This is a genomic window from Streptomyces sp. NPDC005551, from assembly GCF_042871785.1.
Taxonomy (GTDB): Bacteria; Actinomycetota; Actinomycetes; order Streptomycetales; family Streptomycetaceae; genus Streptomyces.
In genome coordinates this window covers 910,788-924,407 of the sequence record NZ_JBIAJE010000003.1, presented here as the reverse complement: position 1 = coordinate 924,407, position 13,620 = coordinate 910,788, and the positions used below count along the sequence as shown (strand labels likewise).

Sequence of the window (13,620 nt, the reverse complement as noted above, 5' to 3'; positions counted from 1 at the left end):
CCGGGATCAGCTTCGTGCCCTGGTGGATGAGCTGGTAGTAGGCGTGCTGTCCGTTGGTGCCGGGCGTGCCCCACACCACCGGTCCGGTCTGCCAGTCCACCGGACGTCCTTCGCGGTCCACCGACTTGCCGTTGGACTCCATGTCCAGCTGCTGGAGGTACGCGGTGAACCTGGACAGGTAGTGCGAGTACGGCAGCACCGCGTGCGACTGCGCGTCGAAGAAGTTGCCGTACCAGATGCCCAGCAGGCCCAGCAGCAGCGGCGCGTTGGACTCGGCGGGTGCGGTGCGGAAGTGCTCGTCGACGAGACGGAACCCGTCGAGCATCTCGCGGAACCGGTCGGGGCCGATCGCGATCATCAGGGACAGACCGATCGCGGAGTCGTACGAGTAGCGGCCGCCGACCCAGTCCCAGAACTCGAACATGTTCGTCGTGTCGATACCGAAGGCGGCGACCTTCTCACCGTTCGTCGACAGCGCCACGAAGTGCCTGGCGACCGCCTTCTCCTCGCCGTCGAGCCCGGCGAGCAGCCAGGTGCGGGCCGAGGTGGCGTTGGTGATCGTCTCGATGGTGGTGAACGTCTTCGAGGCGATGACGAACAGCGTCTCGGCCGGGTCCAGGTCGCGGATCGCCTCGTGCAGGTCGGCGCCGTCCACGTTCGACACGAACCGGACGGTGAGGTCGCGGTCGGTGAAGGCGCGCAGCGCCTCGTACGCCATCGCCGGGCCGAGATCGGAACCGCCGATGCCGATGTTGACCACGTTCCTGATGCGCTTGCCGGTGTGGCCGGTCCACTCGCCGGAGCGGACCTGGTCCGCGAACGCGCACATCCGGTCGAGCACGCCGTGCACGGCCGGCACCACGTTCTCCCCGTCCACCTCGACCACCGCGTCCCGCGGGGCCCGCAACGCGGTGTGCAGCACCGCCCGGTCCTCGGTGACGTTGATCCTCTCCCCGCGGAACATGGCGTCCCGCAGGCCGAACACGCCGGTCGCCGCGGCCAGTTCCTGGAGCAGCGCCAGGGTCTCGTCCGTGATCAGGTGCTTGGAGTAGTCGATGAGCAGGTCGCCGACGCGCACGGTGTAGCGGTCCGCACGACCGGGATCCGCGGCGAACAGCTCACGCAGCTGCGGGTGGAGCAGCTCCTGGGCGCGGTGGTCCTCCAGCGCCGTCCACTGCGGACGGTGCGTGAGCTTGGGAACGTCAGACATGGGTGGGAATCTCCTCGGTGCCCTCGCCCCGCAGGGCGACGGCGTACATCTCGTCCGCGTCGAGGCGCCGCAGCTCCTCGGCGATCAGTTCGGAGGTGCTGCGGACCTTCAGCGCGAGGGTGCGCGGGGGCTGGCCGGGCAGTGTCAGGGTGGCCATCGGGCCCTCGGGGCGGTCGATGAGGATCTCGCCGCCGGCGGTGCCCAGGCGGACGGCGGTGACGACGGGGCCCGCGCTGACGACACGCTCGACGGAGACCGCGAGGCGGGCCTCCAGCCAGCGGGCGAGCAGCTCGGCGCTCGGGTTCTCGGCCTCGCTCTCGACGGCGGCCGAGGTCACCTTCGTCCGGGCCTGGTCGAGCGCGGCGGCCAGCATCGAGCGCCACGGCGTCAGCCGGGTCCACGCCAGGTCGGTGTCGCCGGGCGCGTACGCGGCGGCACGGGCCTCCAGCGCGGCGAGCGGTGTCTCGACCGCGTACATGTCGGTGATCCGGCGCGCGGCGAGGGCGCCCAGCGGGTCCTTGACCGGGATCTGGGGCGCGTCCACCGGCCACCAGACGACGACCGGCGCGTCGGGCAGCAGCAGCGGCAGGACCACCGAGTCGGCGTGGTCGGACACCTCGCCGTACAGGCGCAGCACGATGGTCTCGCCGGTGCCGGCGTCGGCGCCCACGCGGACCTCGGCGTCCAGGCGCGAGTTGGTGCGGTCGCGCGGCGTCCTGGCGTGCCGCTTGATGACGACCAGGGTGCGCGAGGGGTGTTCGCGCGACGCCTCCTCGGCCGCCTTGATGGAGTCGTAGGCGTTCTCCTCGTCGGTCACGATGACCATCGTGAGGACCATGCCCACGGCCGGTGTGCCGATGGCGCGGCGGCCCTTCACGAGGGCCTTGTTGATCTTGCTTGCCGTGGTGTCGGTCAGGTCGATCTTCATGGCCTGCGCCAGCTCCGTCCGTCTCGTGCGAGCATCTCGTCGGCTTCCTTCGGGCCCCAGGTGCCCGAGGCGTACTGCGCGGGCTTGCCGTGCGTGGCCCAGTAGCCCTCGATCGGGTCGAGGATCTTCCAGGACTCCTCCACCTCCTGGTGACGGGGGAAGAGGTTGGCGTCGCCGAGCAGGACGTCCAGGATCAGCCGTTCGTACGCCTCCGGGCTGGACTCCGTGAAGGACTCGCCGTAGGCGAAGTCCATCGACACGTCCCGGATCTCCATCGACGTACCCGGCACCTTCGATCCGAAGCGCACCGTCATGCCCTCGTCGGGCTGGACGCGGAAGACGATCGCGTTCGCGCCGAGTTCCTCGGTGGCCGTCGAGTCGAACGGGGAGTGCGGGGCGCGCTGGAAGACCACCGCGATCTCCGTCACCCGGCGGCCGAGCCGTTTGCCGGTCCTGAGGTAGAACGGGACGCCCGCCCAACGGCGGTTGTCGACCTGGAGTTTGACGGCCGCGTAGGTGTCGGTCGTCGACTTCGGGTCGATGCCGTCCTCCTGCAGATAGCCGGGCACCCGTTCCCCGCCCTGCCAGCTCGCCGCGTACTGACCGCGCACGGTGTGCTCGCCCAGGTTCTCCGGCAGCTTGACGGCCCGCAGGACCTTCAGCTTCTCGGTGAGCAGCGACTCGGCGTCGAAGGCGGCCGGCTCCTCCATGGCGGTCAGCGCCATCAGCTGGAGCAGGTGGTTCTGGATCACGTCGCGGGCGGAGCCGATGCCGTCGTAGTAGCCGGCCCGGCCGCCGATGCCGATGTCCTCGGCCATCGTGATCTGCACGTGGTCGACGTAGCTGCGGTTCCAGACCGGCTCGTACATCTGGTTGGCGAAGCGCAGCGCCAGGATGTTCTGGACGGTCTCCTTGCCCAGGTAGTGGTCGATACGGAACACCTGGTCCGGGTCGAACACCTCGTGCACGATCGCGTTCAGCTCACGCGCGCTCGCCAGGTCGTGGCCGAACGGCTTCTCGATGACCGCGCGCCGCCAGGAGCCCTCGGGTGCGTCCGCGAGCCCGTGCTTCTTCAGCTGCTTGACGACCTTCGGGAAGAACTTCGGCGGTACGGAGAGGTAGAACGCGTAGTTGCCGCTGGTGCCGCGGGAGGCGTCCAACTCCTGCACGGCGGACCGCAGTTGCTTGAACGCCGTGTCGTCGTCGAAGTCGCCCGGGATGAAGCGCATGCCCTCGGCGAGCTGCTGCCAGACCTCCTCGCGGAACTCCGTACGGGCGTGTTCCCGCACGGAGTCGTGCACCACCTGGGCGAAGTCCTGGTCCTCCCACTCGCGCCGGGCGAACCCGAGGAGCGAGAAACCCGGCGGCAGCAGCCCGCGGTTGGCGAGGTCGTAGACGGCCGGCATCAGCTTCTTGCGGGAGAGGTCGCCGGTGACGCCGAAGATGACCAGACCCGAAGGACCGGCGATGCGGGGCAGCCGACGGTCCTGGGGGTGGCGCAGCGGGTTCTCCCAGTCGGAGTCGGAGTCGGCGCCGGACACGCCGAGGGCCCCGGCGAGGTCCGCCGACGCGTCGCCGTCACTCCCGGTCCCGCCCGCCGCGGTCCCGCCCTTCGGCTTCGCCGTCGCGGCCCCGGCCCGCTTCGTCGGAGCATCCGGCTTCGCCGCGCCGCTCTTCGCGTCGCCCGCGGGGGAGGGCGACGTCCCGTCGGCCTCCCGGTCCGTCGTGCTCCCGGTCGGCGTCTCGCTCATGACGTCTCAGCTCCCTTGCGGCCCAGCGACGTCGCCACGGCCTCCAGCAGGTCCTGCCAGGCCGCCTCGAACTTCGCGACGCCCTCGTCCTCCAGCTGCCCGACGACCTCGTCGTAGGAGATGCCGAGGCCCTCGACGGCCGCCAGGTCGGCGCGCGCCCGGTCGTAGCCGCCGGTCACCGTGTCGCCGTGGATGTCACCGTGGTCGCCGGTCGCCCTGAGGGTGGCCTCCGGCATGGTGTTGACCGTGCCCGGCGCGACCAGCTCGTCGACGTACAGCGTGTCCTTGTACGCCGGGTCCTTCACCCCGGTCGAGGCCCACAGGGGGCGCTGCCTGTTGGCCCCCGCGGCGTCGAGAGCGGTCCAGCGGCCGCCGCCGAACACCTCCTCGTACGCCTCGTAGGCGAGACGCGCGTTGGCGAGCGCCGCCCGGCCCTTGAGGGCCAGGGCCTCGTCCGTGCCGACCTTCGCCAGCCGCTTGTCGATCTCGCTGTCGACGCGGGAGACGAAGAAGGAGGCCACGGAGTGGATGCCGGACAGGTCGATGCCCGCGTCCCGCGCCTTCTCCAGGCCGGCCAGGTAGGCGTCCATGACCTTGCGGTAGCGCTCCAGGGAGAAGATCAGCGTCACGTTCACGCTGATGCCGAGGCCGATGACCTCGGTGATCGCCGGGAGGCCGGCCTCCGTCGCCGGAATCTTGATCATGACGTTCGGGCGGTCGACCAGCCAGGCGAGCTGCTTGGCCTCGGCGACGGTCGCCTCGGTGCGGTGCGCGAGGCGCGGGTCGACCTCGATGGACACCCGTCCGTCGCGGCCGCCCGTCGCGTCGTACACGGGCCGCAGGACGTCGGCGGCGGCGCGTACGTCCTGCGTGGTCATCATGCGGACGGCCTCTTCGACGGTGACGCCGCGCACGGCGAGATCGGCGAGCTGCTCCTCGTAGCCCTCTCCGGAGCCGATGGCGGCCTGGAAGATGGAGGGGTTGGTGGTGACGCCCACCACATGCTGGTGTGCCACGAGTTCGGCGAGGTTGCCGGACGTGATCCGCTTGCGCGACAGGTCGTCCAGCCAGATGGAGACGCCCTCGCCGGAGAGGCGTTCCAGGGCTCCCGCGGCTGCGGTTGCTTCGGTCACAGTGATCATCTTCTTTCTTGCGATCGGATCAACCACGCGCTGCGGCGAGGGATTCCCGCGCGGCGGAGGCGACGTTCTCGGCGGTGAAGCCGTACTCGGCGAAGAGGGTCCCGGCGTCGGCGGAGGCGCCGAAGTGCTCCAGGGAGACGATGCGTCCCGCGTCACCCACGTACCGGTACCAGGTCAGGCCGATGCCGGCCTCGACCGCCACGCGCGCCTTCACCGCGGGCGGCAGGACCCGCTCGCGGTACTCCGCGGGCTGCTCCTGGAACCACTCCACGCACGGCATCGACACCACCCGGGTGCCCACGCCCCCGGCTTCCAGCCGCTCGCGTGCCTCGGCGGCGACGTGCACCTCGGACCCGGTGGCGATCAGGATGACGTCCGGGGTCCCCGTGGACGACTCCCGCAGGACGTAGCCGCCCCTGGCGGTGTCCTCGTCGGGCTCGTACACCGGCACGCCCTGGCGGGTGAGGGCGAGGCCGTGCGGGGCGGGAGCGGTGGCGTGCCGCCTGAGGATCTCGCGCCAGGCGATCGCGGTCTCGTTGGCGTCGGCCGGGCGGACGACGTTCAGGCCGGGGATGGCGCGCAGCGAGGCGAGGTGCTCGACCGGCTGGTGGGTGGGGCCGTCCTCGCCGAGGCCGATGGAGTCGTGCGTCCACACGTACGTCACCGGCAGCTGCATGAGGGCGGACAGACGTACGGCGTTGCGCATGTAGTCGGAGAACACCAGGAAGGTGCCGCCGTAGACGCGGGTGTTGCCGTGCAGGGCGATGCCGTTCATCTCCGCGGCCATGGAGTGCTCGCGGATGCCGAAGTGCACCGTGCGGCCGTAGGGGTCGGCCTCCGGCAGCGGGTTGCCCGCCGGCAGGAAGGAACTGGTCTTGTCGATCGTGGTGTTGTTCGAGCCGGCGAGGTCGGCGGAGCCGCCCCACAGCTCGGGGATGACCGGGCCGAGTGCCTGGAGCACCTTGCCGGACGCGGCACGCGTGGCGACGGACGTGCCGGCCTCGAAGACCGGCAGCGCGCTCTCCCAGTCCTCGGGCAGCTGGCCCGAGAGGACCCGGTCGAAGAGCCTCGCGCGCTCCGGCTGCGCCGTACGCCACTCGGCGATCCGCTTGTCCCAGGCGGCGTGGGCCTCGGCGCCCCGGTCCAGGGCCTGACGGGCGTGGGCCAGGACCTCCGGCTCCACCTGGAACGTCTGCTCCGGGTCGAAGCCGAGGACGCGCTTGGTGGCCGCGACCTCGTCGGCGCCGAGCGCCGAGCCGTGCGCGGCCTCGGTGTTCTGCGCGTTCGGGGCGGGCCAGGCGATGATCGTGCGCATCGCGATGATCGACGGGCGCCCGGTCTCGGCCTGCGCCTCCTTGAGCGCCGTGTGCAGCGCGTGGACGTCGATGTCGCCGTCCGGGCCGGGCTCGATCCGCTGCACGTGCCAGCCGTACGCCTCGTACCGCTTGAGGACGTCCTCGGAGAAGGCCGTGGCGGTGTCGCCCTCGATCGAGATGTGGTTGTCGTCGTAGACGAAGACCAGATTGCCGAGCTTCTGGTGGCCCGCCAGGGACGACGCCTCCGCGGAGATGCCCTCCTGGAGGTCGCCGTCCGAGACGATCGCCCAGACGGTGTGGTCGAAGGGGGACTCGCCCTCCGGGGCCTCGGGGTCGAAGAGTCCGCGCTCGTAGCGGGCGGCCATCGCCATGCCCACGGCATTCGCGACACCCTGGCCGAGGGGGCCGGTGGTGGTCTCGACACCCGCGGTGTGCCCGTACTCGGGGTGACCGGGCGTCTTCGAACCGTGCGTGCGGAACGCCTTCAGGTCGTCGAGGCCGAGCTCGTAGCCCGAGAGGAAGAGCTGGGTGTAGAGGGTCAGCGACGTGTGCCCGGGGGAGAGCACGAAGCGGTCGCGGCCCGTCCACTCCGGGTCGGCGGGGTCATGCCGCATCACCTTCTGAAAGAGGGTGTACGCCGCCGGGGCGAGGCTCATCGCGGTACCGGGGTGTCCGTTTCCGACCTGCTGTACGGCATCGGCCGCCAGGAGGCGGGCGGTGTCGACGGCACGCCGGTCGAGTTCGGTCCATTCGAGACTGTCGAACGTCTGCGTGCTCATCTTCAAGAAGTCCTTTGATGGGCGGGAAAACTGCTCGGACGTGTTCAACCTTAAAAGTCTGACTTTTGCTGGGGAAGGTGCCTCTGTGTCAGCCTTCGGTGAAAGTGGGACAGCGAGTGCGGGACCGAATCGACGCGAGAGGGACATGGCGGACATAACATCCCAGGGCGGCAGCCGGGGGCAGGAGGGGATCAAGACCTTTCCTTTCCCCGTCGACCTGAGCGTCTCCGGTGTCGGTATGCAGGTGGGACCGATGGGCACCGGCCGCACCTGGCACGCGGACGCGCCGCTGGACCGCGTGCACCGCATCGATTTCCACGTCGTCATGCTGTTCCACGAAGGTCCCGTCCGACACATGATCGACTTCGCCGAGTACGAGGCCGCCGCGGGTGAGCTGCTCTGGATCCGTCCCGGCCAGGTCCACCGCTTCTCCCGTACCAACGGGTACCGCGGGACCGTGCTGACCATGCAACCGGGTTTTCTGCCGCGCGCCACGGTCGAGGCCACCGGGCTCTACCGCTACGACCAGCCCCCGCTGCTGCGGCCCGACGCGGCGCGGTTCGCCGCCCTGGAGCACTCCCTCGCCCAGCTGGAGCGCGAGTACGCCGACACCGTCACCCTGCCGCCCGGCCTGCGCACTTCGGTGCTGCGGCACTCCCTGACGGCGTTCCTGCTGCGGCTGGCCCACCTGGCGGAGACTTCGGCCGGGGCGGCGCGGGAGGGCGGCGACACCACGTTCACCCGGTTCCGGGACGCGGTGGAGCGGGGATTCGCCACCAATCACAGCGTCAGCGCGTATGCCGACGCGCTCGGTTACTCCCGCCGCACCCTGGTGCGCGCGGTGCGGGCGGCGACCGGTGAGACCCCGAAGGGCTTCATCGACAAGCGGGTGACGCTGGAGGCCAAACGGCTCCTCGCCCACACGGACATGCCGATCGGCCGCGTCGGCGCCGCCGTCGGCTTCCCGGACGCCGCCAACTTCTCCAAGTTCTTCCACCAGCACACGGACCTGACCCCGGCGCAGTTCCGGCTGGAGCTGCGCTGAAGGGGCGGGCCCGCGGGCCCGCCCCTTCCCCGTCCGCCGGTGGTGTCCCTCCCGTCAGTGGCCGAAGTCGAACCAGTTGACGTTCACGAAATCGGCCGGCTGGCCGCTGCTGAAGGTCAGATAGACGTCGTGGGTGCCGGTGACGCCGGTGATGTTCGCCGGGACCGTCCGCCAGCTCTGCCAGCCGCCCGTGCTGCCCACCGCGAAGCTGCCGACGGGAGTGCTCGTACGGCTGTCCAGGCGCACCTCGACCAGGCCGCTGACGCCGCCCGCCGCACCGCTCGCCACCCGGCCGTAGAACTGCCTGGCCGCCGTGGAGCCGAAGTCGACTCCCTTGAAGAGGGCCCAGTCGCCGTTGCCGATCGCGCTGATGTTCTGCCCGCCGCCCGAGTCGGTGGTCGACTCGGTGCTCACGCCGCCCTGGCCGTCGTAGGACTCGGCCTGGATCGCGCTGTACGCGTCACGGTTGCCGGACGGCGGCGGCGTGGTGCCGCCCCCGCCCGCGGCTTTGAGGACCTGCACGTAGTCGACGACCATCGGGTGGCCCGGCTCGGTCCCGCCGTCCGGGCCGCCGCCGAAGGCGTCGGGGAAGCCGCCGCCCATCGCCACGTTCAGGATGATGAAGTAGCCGTGGTTCGTGGCGTTCGTCCAGGTCGTGGCGTCGACCTGAGTCGCCTTGACCGTGTGGAAGTTGACGCCGTCCAGATAGAAGCGCATCTCCTCGACGCTCGTGGACCTGTCCCACTCGACGGCGTACGTGTGGAACCCGGCCTGGCACGTCGCCCCGGTGCAGGGGGTGTTGCCGCCGATGCCCGAGGTCTCGTTGCACGGGCCGCCCGGGGAGGTGCCGCAGTGCATGGTGGCCCACTCGGTGTTGAGGCCCTGGACGTTCTCCATGATGTCCAGCTCGCCGATGCCCGGCCAGTTCCAGTAGTTGCCCCGGAAGGGGGAGCCGAGCATCCAGAACGCCGGCCAGTAGCCCTTGGCGGCGGGGCCGGTCACGTTCGGCATCTGAATGCGGGCCTCGACGCGCAGCTTGCCGCCCGCGGGCGGCTGGAAGTCGGTGCGCCTGGTCTCGACGCGGCCCGAGGTCCAGTGGCCGGACGCGTCGCGCCGCGGGGTGATCCGCAGATTGCCGGAGCCGTCGAGCGAGACGTTGTCGGTGCTGCTGGTCATCGTCTCGATCTCGCCGGTACCGAAGTTGGCGGGACCGCCGGGGTAGCTGGTGCCCGTCGTGTACTGCCAGTCGGTCGTGTTGACGCCGCTGCCGGCGGGGCCGGTGAAGTCGTCGACGAAGACCTGGGACCAGCCGGAGGGGGGCGGCGGAGCGGACGCGGTCGCGGGGAGGGTGGCGGCCGTGGCGGCGGCGGCCGCCAGGCCGAGGGTGCTGAACACGGCGATGAGAGCGCGCCGCAGTGGGGCGCGTCTGCCGGGTGTGCCGGACGTTTCACTCATGGGGGTGCCCTCTTCGGGTGCGGAGTGAGGTGTGCGGGTGGTTTTTGAGAGCGCTCTCACAGCAGCTGCGCGGCCAATGTGCTCTCCGGCACCCCGGCCGTCAAGAGGTCAAGCCGAGAAAGTCCGTACGGGGAAGCGGAGTTCAGGGTGTGAAGGCGCAGGCCCGCCCGGAGGACGACGTGGTGCGCGGGAGGCGGGTTCAGTCCTTGTACAGACCTTCCAGTACCGCCGCGTACCTGTCGCGGATGACACGGCGGCGCATCTTCAGCGACGGGGTCAGCTCACCGGTCGCGGGACCCCACTCCTCGGCCAGCACTTCGTACCGTTTGACCTGCTCGGTCCGGTTCAGGCGGGAGTTGGCGGCGGCGACCGCCCGGTCCACCTCGGCGCGCACGGCGGGATGCCCGGCGAGGGCGGCCGGGTCCGTCCCGGTGCCGATGCCGTGGGCAGCCGCCCAGGCCGGCGCCGCCTCCGGGTCCAGCACGAGCAGGGCCACCAGGTAGGAGTGGTGGTCGCCGTGCACGAGGGCCTGCCCGATCAACGGGTGCTCCTTGAGTGCGTTCTCAACCAGTGCGGGGGAGACGTTCTTCCCCGTCGAGGTAATGATCATCTCCTTCTTGCGGTCCGTGATCCAGACGTATCCGTCCTCGTCGACACGGCCCACGTCACCGGTGCGCAGCCAGCCCTCCTCGTCCACGGCGGGCGCCACCGCCCCGTCCTCGCGGAGGTAACCGGCGAAGACGGACTCGCCGCGCACCTCCAGCTCGCCGTCCGCGGCGACCCTGACCTCCACCGAGGGCACGGGTCGCCCCACGGAGCCCAGCCGGAAGCCGCCGTGCGGACTGTTCGCGGTGGCCACGCCCGCCGTCTCCGTCATCCCCCAGGCGTCCATCACGACGATGCCGAAACCCGCCCAGAAACGCACCACGTCGATCGGCATGGGTGCCGACGCGCTGGCCGCCCAGGTGACCCGGTCGAGACCGCCGGCGGCCAGCAGCGGCACCAGTACCCGCTCGCGGGCCTGCGCGTAGGCCGCGGCGAGTCCGGCGGGCGGCTCCTCGCCGCGCTCCCGGCAGGCGACGTGGTCCCGCGCCACCCGCATCGCCTGTGCGACGGCGTCCTGCTGCTCCCCGGGCAGCACCGCGAGCCCGGTCCGCACGGTCGTGGCCAGCTTCTCCCAGATCCTCGGCACCCCGAAGAACTGGGCGGGGCGCACCGCGCGCACGGCCTCGGCGACACGCTGCGGATCGGGGCACAGGTAGACGTGGGAGACCCGGTGGCAGGGCACGTAGATGCTCAGCATGCGTTCCGCGATGTGGGCGAACGGCAGATAGCTGATGTGCTCGACGTACGGCGGGAGTTCGACGACCCCGTCGATGGCGCGGGCGTTCGCCAGCACCTGCCGGTGGGTGAGCACCACGCCCTTGGGCTCGCCGGTGGTGCCCGAGGTGTACACGACGGTGACCGGGTCGTCGAGGCGCGACGCGTCGAGCGACGTGCCGAAGTGCTCCGGCACCGGCTCCTCGGACAGGGCGGAGTACGGCAGGTGGGCGCCCCCGCTCCCGGGCTCCACCACGACCAGCCGGGTGAGCGGGGTGTCCTCGTCGTCCAGCGGCGCCGCCCACCGGGCGGCCTCGGCGGCGCCCTCCACGACGGCCACGGAGGCACGGCAGTTGCGCGCGATGTGCGCCAGCTGGGGCTCCGCGGAGGTGCCGTACACGGTGACCGGCACCGCGCCCAGGCGCACCAGCGCGAGGTCGGACAGCCAGTGCTCGGGCCGGTTGGCCATCATCAGCAGCACGTGGTCGCCCCGGCCGACGCCCAGCGCGGCGTATCCCGCCGCGAGGCGCGTGGTGCGGTCCCGTACCCCGGCCCAGTCCAGGGTGTTCCACTCGTCGGCGCCGGGCTCCCGCCAGGACAGGGCCGGCCGGCCCGGATGGAGCCGGGCGTTGCGCTCCACGAGTTGGGGCAGGGTCCGCGGCCCGGCCGGATCCCCGGCTGCGGCTGTGCGCGTGGCGTGCGTCATGACGGCCTCCTGGCAGGCTGCGGCGGATCGTCGGCAACTCCCTCGGCGCTCGCTCGGACAGTAGGAGCGGCGTCGGGGGCGGTCAACGAGCGGAGCCGAACCGCGCGGGAACAGGCCGGATGACGCCGGTCCCCGCCGCGCGTTCCGAGCGGCGTCGTGTGTCCGGCGGGCCGCGCGGGGTCCCTTCGGCGCGCCCGTCGCCCACGGCTGCCTGACGCCGTCCCCCTTCATCCCGCTCTTCACCGGGCCGGCGACGGCCGCGGACGCGGTGGCCGGAAGGTGCGCGGGGTGCCCGGCACCGTGCGCGCCTCCGTCGTTCCGGCCGGGTCGGACGGGCCCGGGGCCGCGGCCGCCCGGAATCCCTCCGGCACCGTGCGCGGCGCGCCGGCAGCGCCGGTCCTGCGGCCCTGTGCCCGGCCGGCCCTGCCCGCCGACCAGTCACGTTCCCTGCGACGGACCGTGTGAAGCCCCGGGACCGGGAGGCGTCCGGCGTGATAGAGACGGACACGCCGGCCGACGCACCGACGCGGTACGCCGCGGCGGCAGCGGGCGTAGGGGTGATCGTGGCAGGACAGCCGGGGAAGGCAGGAGTGGCGTGAAGCTGACGATTCTGGGTGGCGGCGGGTTCCGGGTGCCGCTCGTGTACGGGGCGCTCCTCGCAGACCGGGCCGAGGGCCGCGTCACCCATGTCGTGCTGCACGACGTGGACGCGGAACGGCTCTCGGCGGTGGCCCGGGTCCTCGCCGAGCAGGCGGCAGGGCAGCAGGGTGCCCCCGTGGTGACCGTCACCACCGACCTCGACGACGCCCTGCGCGGCGCCGACTTCGTCTTCTCCGCGATCCGCGTCGGCGGCCTCGAGGGGCGGGCGGCGGACGAACGCGTCGCCCTCGCCGAGGGTGTCCTCGGCCAGGAGACGGTGGGCGCCGGGGGCGTCGCGTACGGCCTGCGCACCGTGCCGGTCGCGGCCGACGTCGCGCGGCGCGTGGCCCGGCTCGCCCCCGACGCCTGGGTCATCAACTTCACCAACCCCGCGGGACTGGTCACCGAGGCCATGTCACGGCACCTCGGCGACCGCGTGATCGGCATCTGCGACTCCCCGGTCGGCCTCGGCCGCCGTATCGCCCGCGTGCTCGGCGCGAACCCCCGAGAGGCCTGGATCGACTACGTCGGTCTCAACCACCTGGGCTGGGTACGCGGTCTGCGCGTCGCGGGCCGGGACGAGCTCCCGCGCCTGCTCGCCGACCCCGGGCTGCTCGGTTCCTTCGAGGAAGGCAGGCTCTTCGGCGCCGACTGGCTCCGGTCCCTGGGCGCCGTCCCGAACGAGTACCTGCACTACTACTACTTCAACCGCGAGACCGTACGGGCCTACCAGGCGGCGAAGAAGACCCGCGGCGCCTTCCTGCGCGACCAGCAGGCCGCCTTCTACGAGGAGATGCGGCGCCCCGGTGCCGCGGCGCTGACGGCCTGGGACCGCACGCGCGCCGAGCGCGAGGCGACGTACATGGCGGAGAACCGGGACGCGGCGGGCGCCGGCGAGCGCGACGCGGACGACCTGTCGGGCGGCTACGAGAAGGTCGCCCTCGCCCTGATGCGGGCCATCGCCCGCGACGAGCGCACCACGCTGATCCTGAACGTCCGCAACCGCGGCACCCTCGCCGTCCTGGACGCCGAGGCCGTCATCGAGGTGCCGTGCCTGGTCGACGCCAACGGCGCGCACCCCGTCGCGGTGGACCCGCTTCCGTACCACGCCACCGGGCTGGTGTGCGCGGTCAAGGCGGTCGAGCGCGAGGTCCTCGCCGCCGCGGAGTCGGGCTCCCGCACCACCGCCGTCAAGGCCTTCGCCCTGCACCCCCTGGTCGACTCGGTGAACGTCGCCCACCGGCTGGTCACCGGCTACACGGCGGCGCATCCGGGGCTGGCCTACCTGAAGTAGCCGTGGCCGGACGTGCGCGTGGGGGTACCCGGCCG

At 71.8% G+C, this 13,620-nt stretch carries 9 protein-coding genes; 2 read left to right on the top strand and 7 right to left on the bottom strand.

Annotation, left to right across the window (positions count from 1 at the left end):
* The 5 genes from pgi to tkt form a co-directional block, all read right to left on the bottom strand.
* Window positions 1-1,210, bottom strand: a 1,210-nt coding sequence (gene pgi, locus ACFYP4_RS12390; RefSeq protein ID WP_388785035.1) for a glucose-6-phosphate isomerase, incomplete at its 3' end; no start/stop codon positions are given.
* The gene (gene opcA / locus ACFYP4_RS12385) at window positions 1,203-2,138 is read right to left on the bottom strand and encodes a glucose-6-phosphate dehydrogenase assembly protein OpcA (protein WP_358852992.1); all 936 of its coding nucleotides are present in this window, start codon (window positions 2,136-2,138) and stop codon (window positions 1,203-1,205) included. The genes opcA and pgi, both read right to left, overlap by 8 nt.
* Entirely contained in the window at window positions 2,135-3,889 is a 1,755-nt protein-coding gene (gene zwf / locus ACFYP4_RS12380; protein ID WP_358852991.1) for a glucose-6-phosphate dehydrogenase, read from the bottom strand. The genes opcA and zwf overlap by 4 nt, the downstream gene beginning before the upstream one ends.
* A complete protein-coding gene (gene tal / locus ACFYP4_RS12375; RefSeq protein WP_388785032.1) occupies window positions 3,886-5,031 on the bottom strand; it encodes a transaldolase in 1,146 nt (381 codons plus the stop codon). The genes zwf and tal overlap by 4 nt, the downstream gene beginning before the upstream one ends.
* Before the next feature lie 19 nt (window positions 5,032-5,050).
* Window positions 5,051-7,126, bottom strand: a complete 2,076-nt coding sequence (gene tkt / locus ACFYP4_RS12370; RefSeq protein WP_388785030.1) for a transketolase — start codon at window positions 7,124-7,126, stop codon at window positions 5,051-5,053.
* A gap of 145 nt (window positions 7,127-7,271) precedes the next feature.
* On the opposite strand from tkt, the gene ACFYP4_RS12365 reads away from it, so the two are divergent.
* Entirely contained in the window at window positions 7,272-8,171 is a 900-nt protein-coding gene (locus ACFYP4_RS12365) for a helix-turn-helix domain-containing protein (RefSeq protein WP_388785028.1), read from the top strand.
* 54 nt (window positions 8,172-8,225) lie between these two features.
* Here ACFYP4_RS12365 and ACFYP4_RS12360 read toward each other — a convergent pair whose 3' ends face one another.
* A complete protein-coding gene (locus ACFYP4_RS12360) occupies window positions 8,226-9,626 on the bottom strand; it encodes a glycoside hydrolase family 16 protein (protein ID WP_358855324.1) in 1,401 nt (466 codons plus the stop codon).
* Window positions 9,627-9,825: 199 nt separating this feature from the next.
* A complete protein-coding gene (locus ACFYP4_RS12355) occupies window positions 9,826-11,652 on the bottom strand; it encodes an AMP-dependent synthetase/ligase (RefSeq protein WP_358855325.1) in 1,827 nt (608 codons plus the stop codon).
* A gap of 595 nt (window positions 11,653-12,247) precedes the next feature.
* Between ACFYP4_RS12355 and ACFYP4_RS12350 the strand changes: the two genes are divergently transcribed.
* The gene (locus tag ACFYP4_RS12350; protein ID WP_358855326.1) at window positions 12,248-13,585 is read left to right on the top strand and encodes a 6-phospho-beta-glucosidase; all 1,338 of its coding nucleotides are present in this window, start codon (window positions 12,248-12,250) and stop codon (window positions 13,583-13,585) included.
* The last annotated feature ends 35 nt before the right edge of the window (window positions 13,586-13,620 follow it).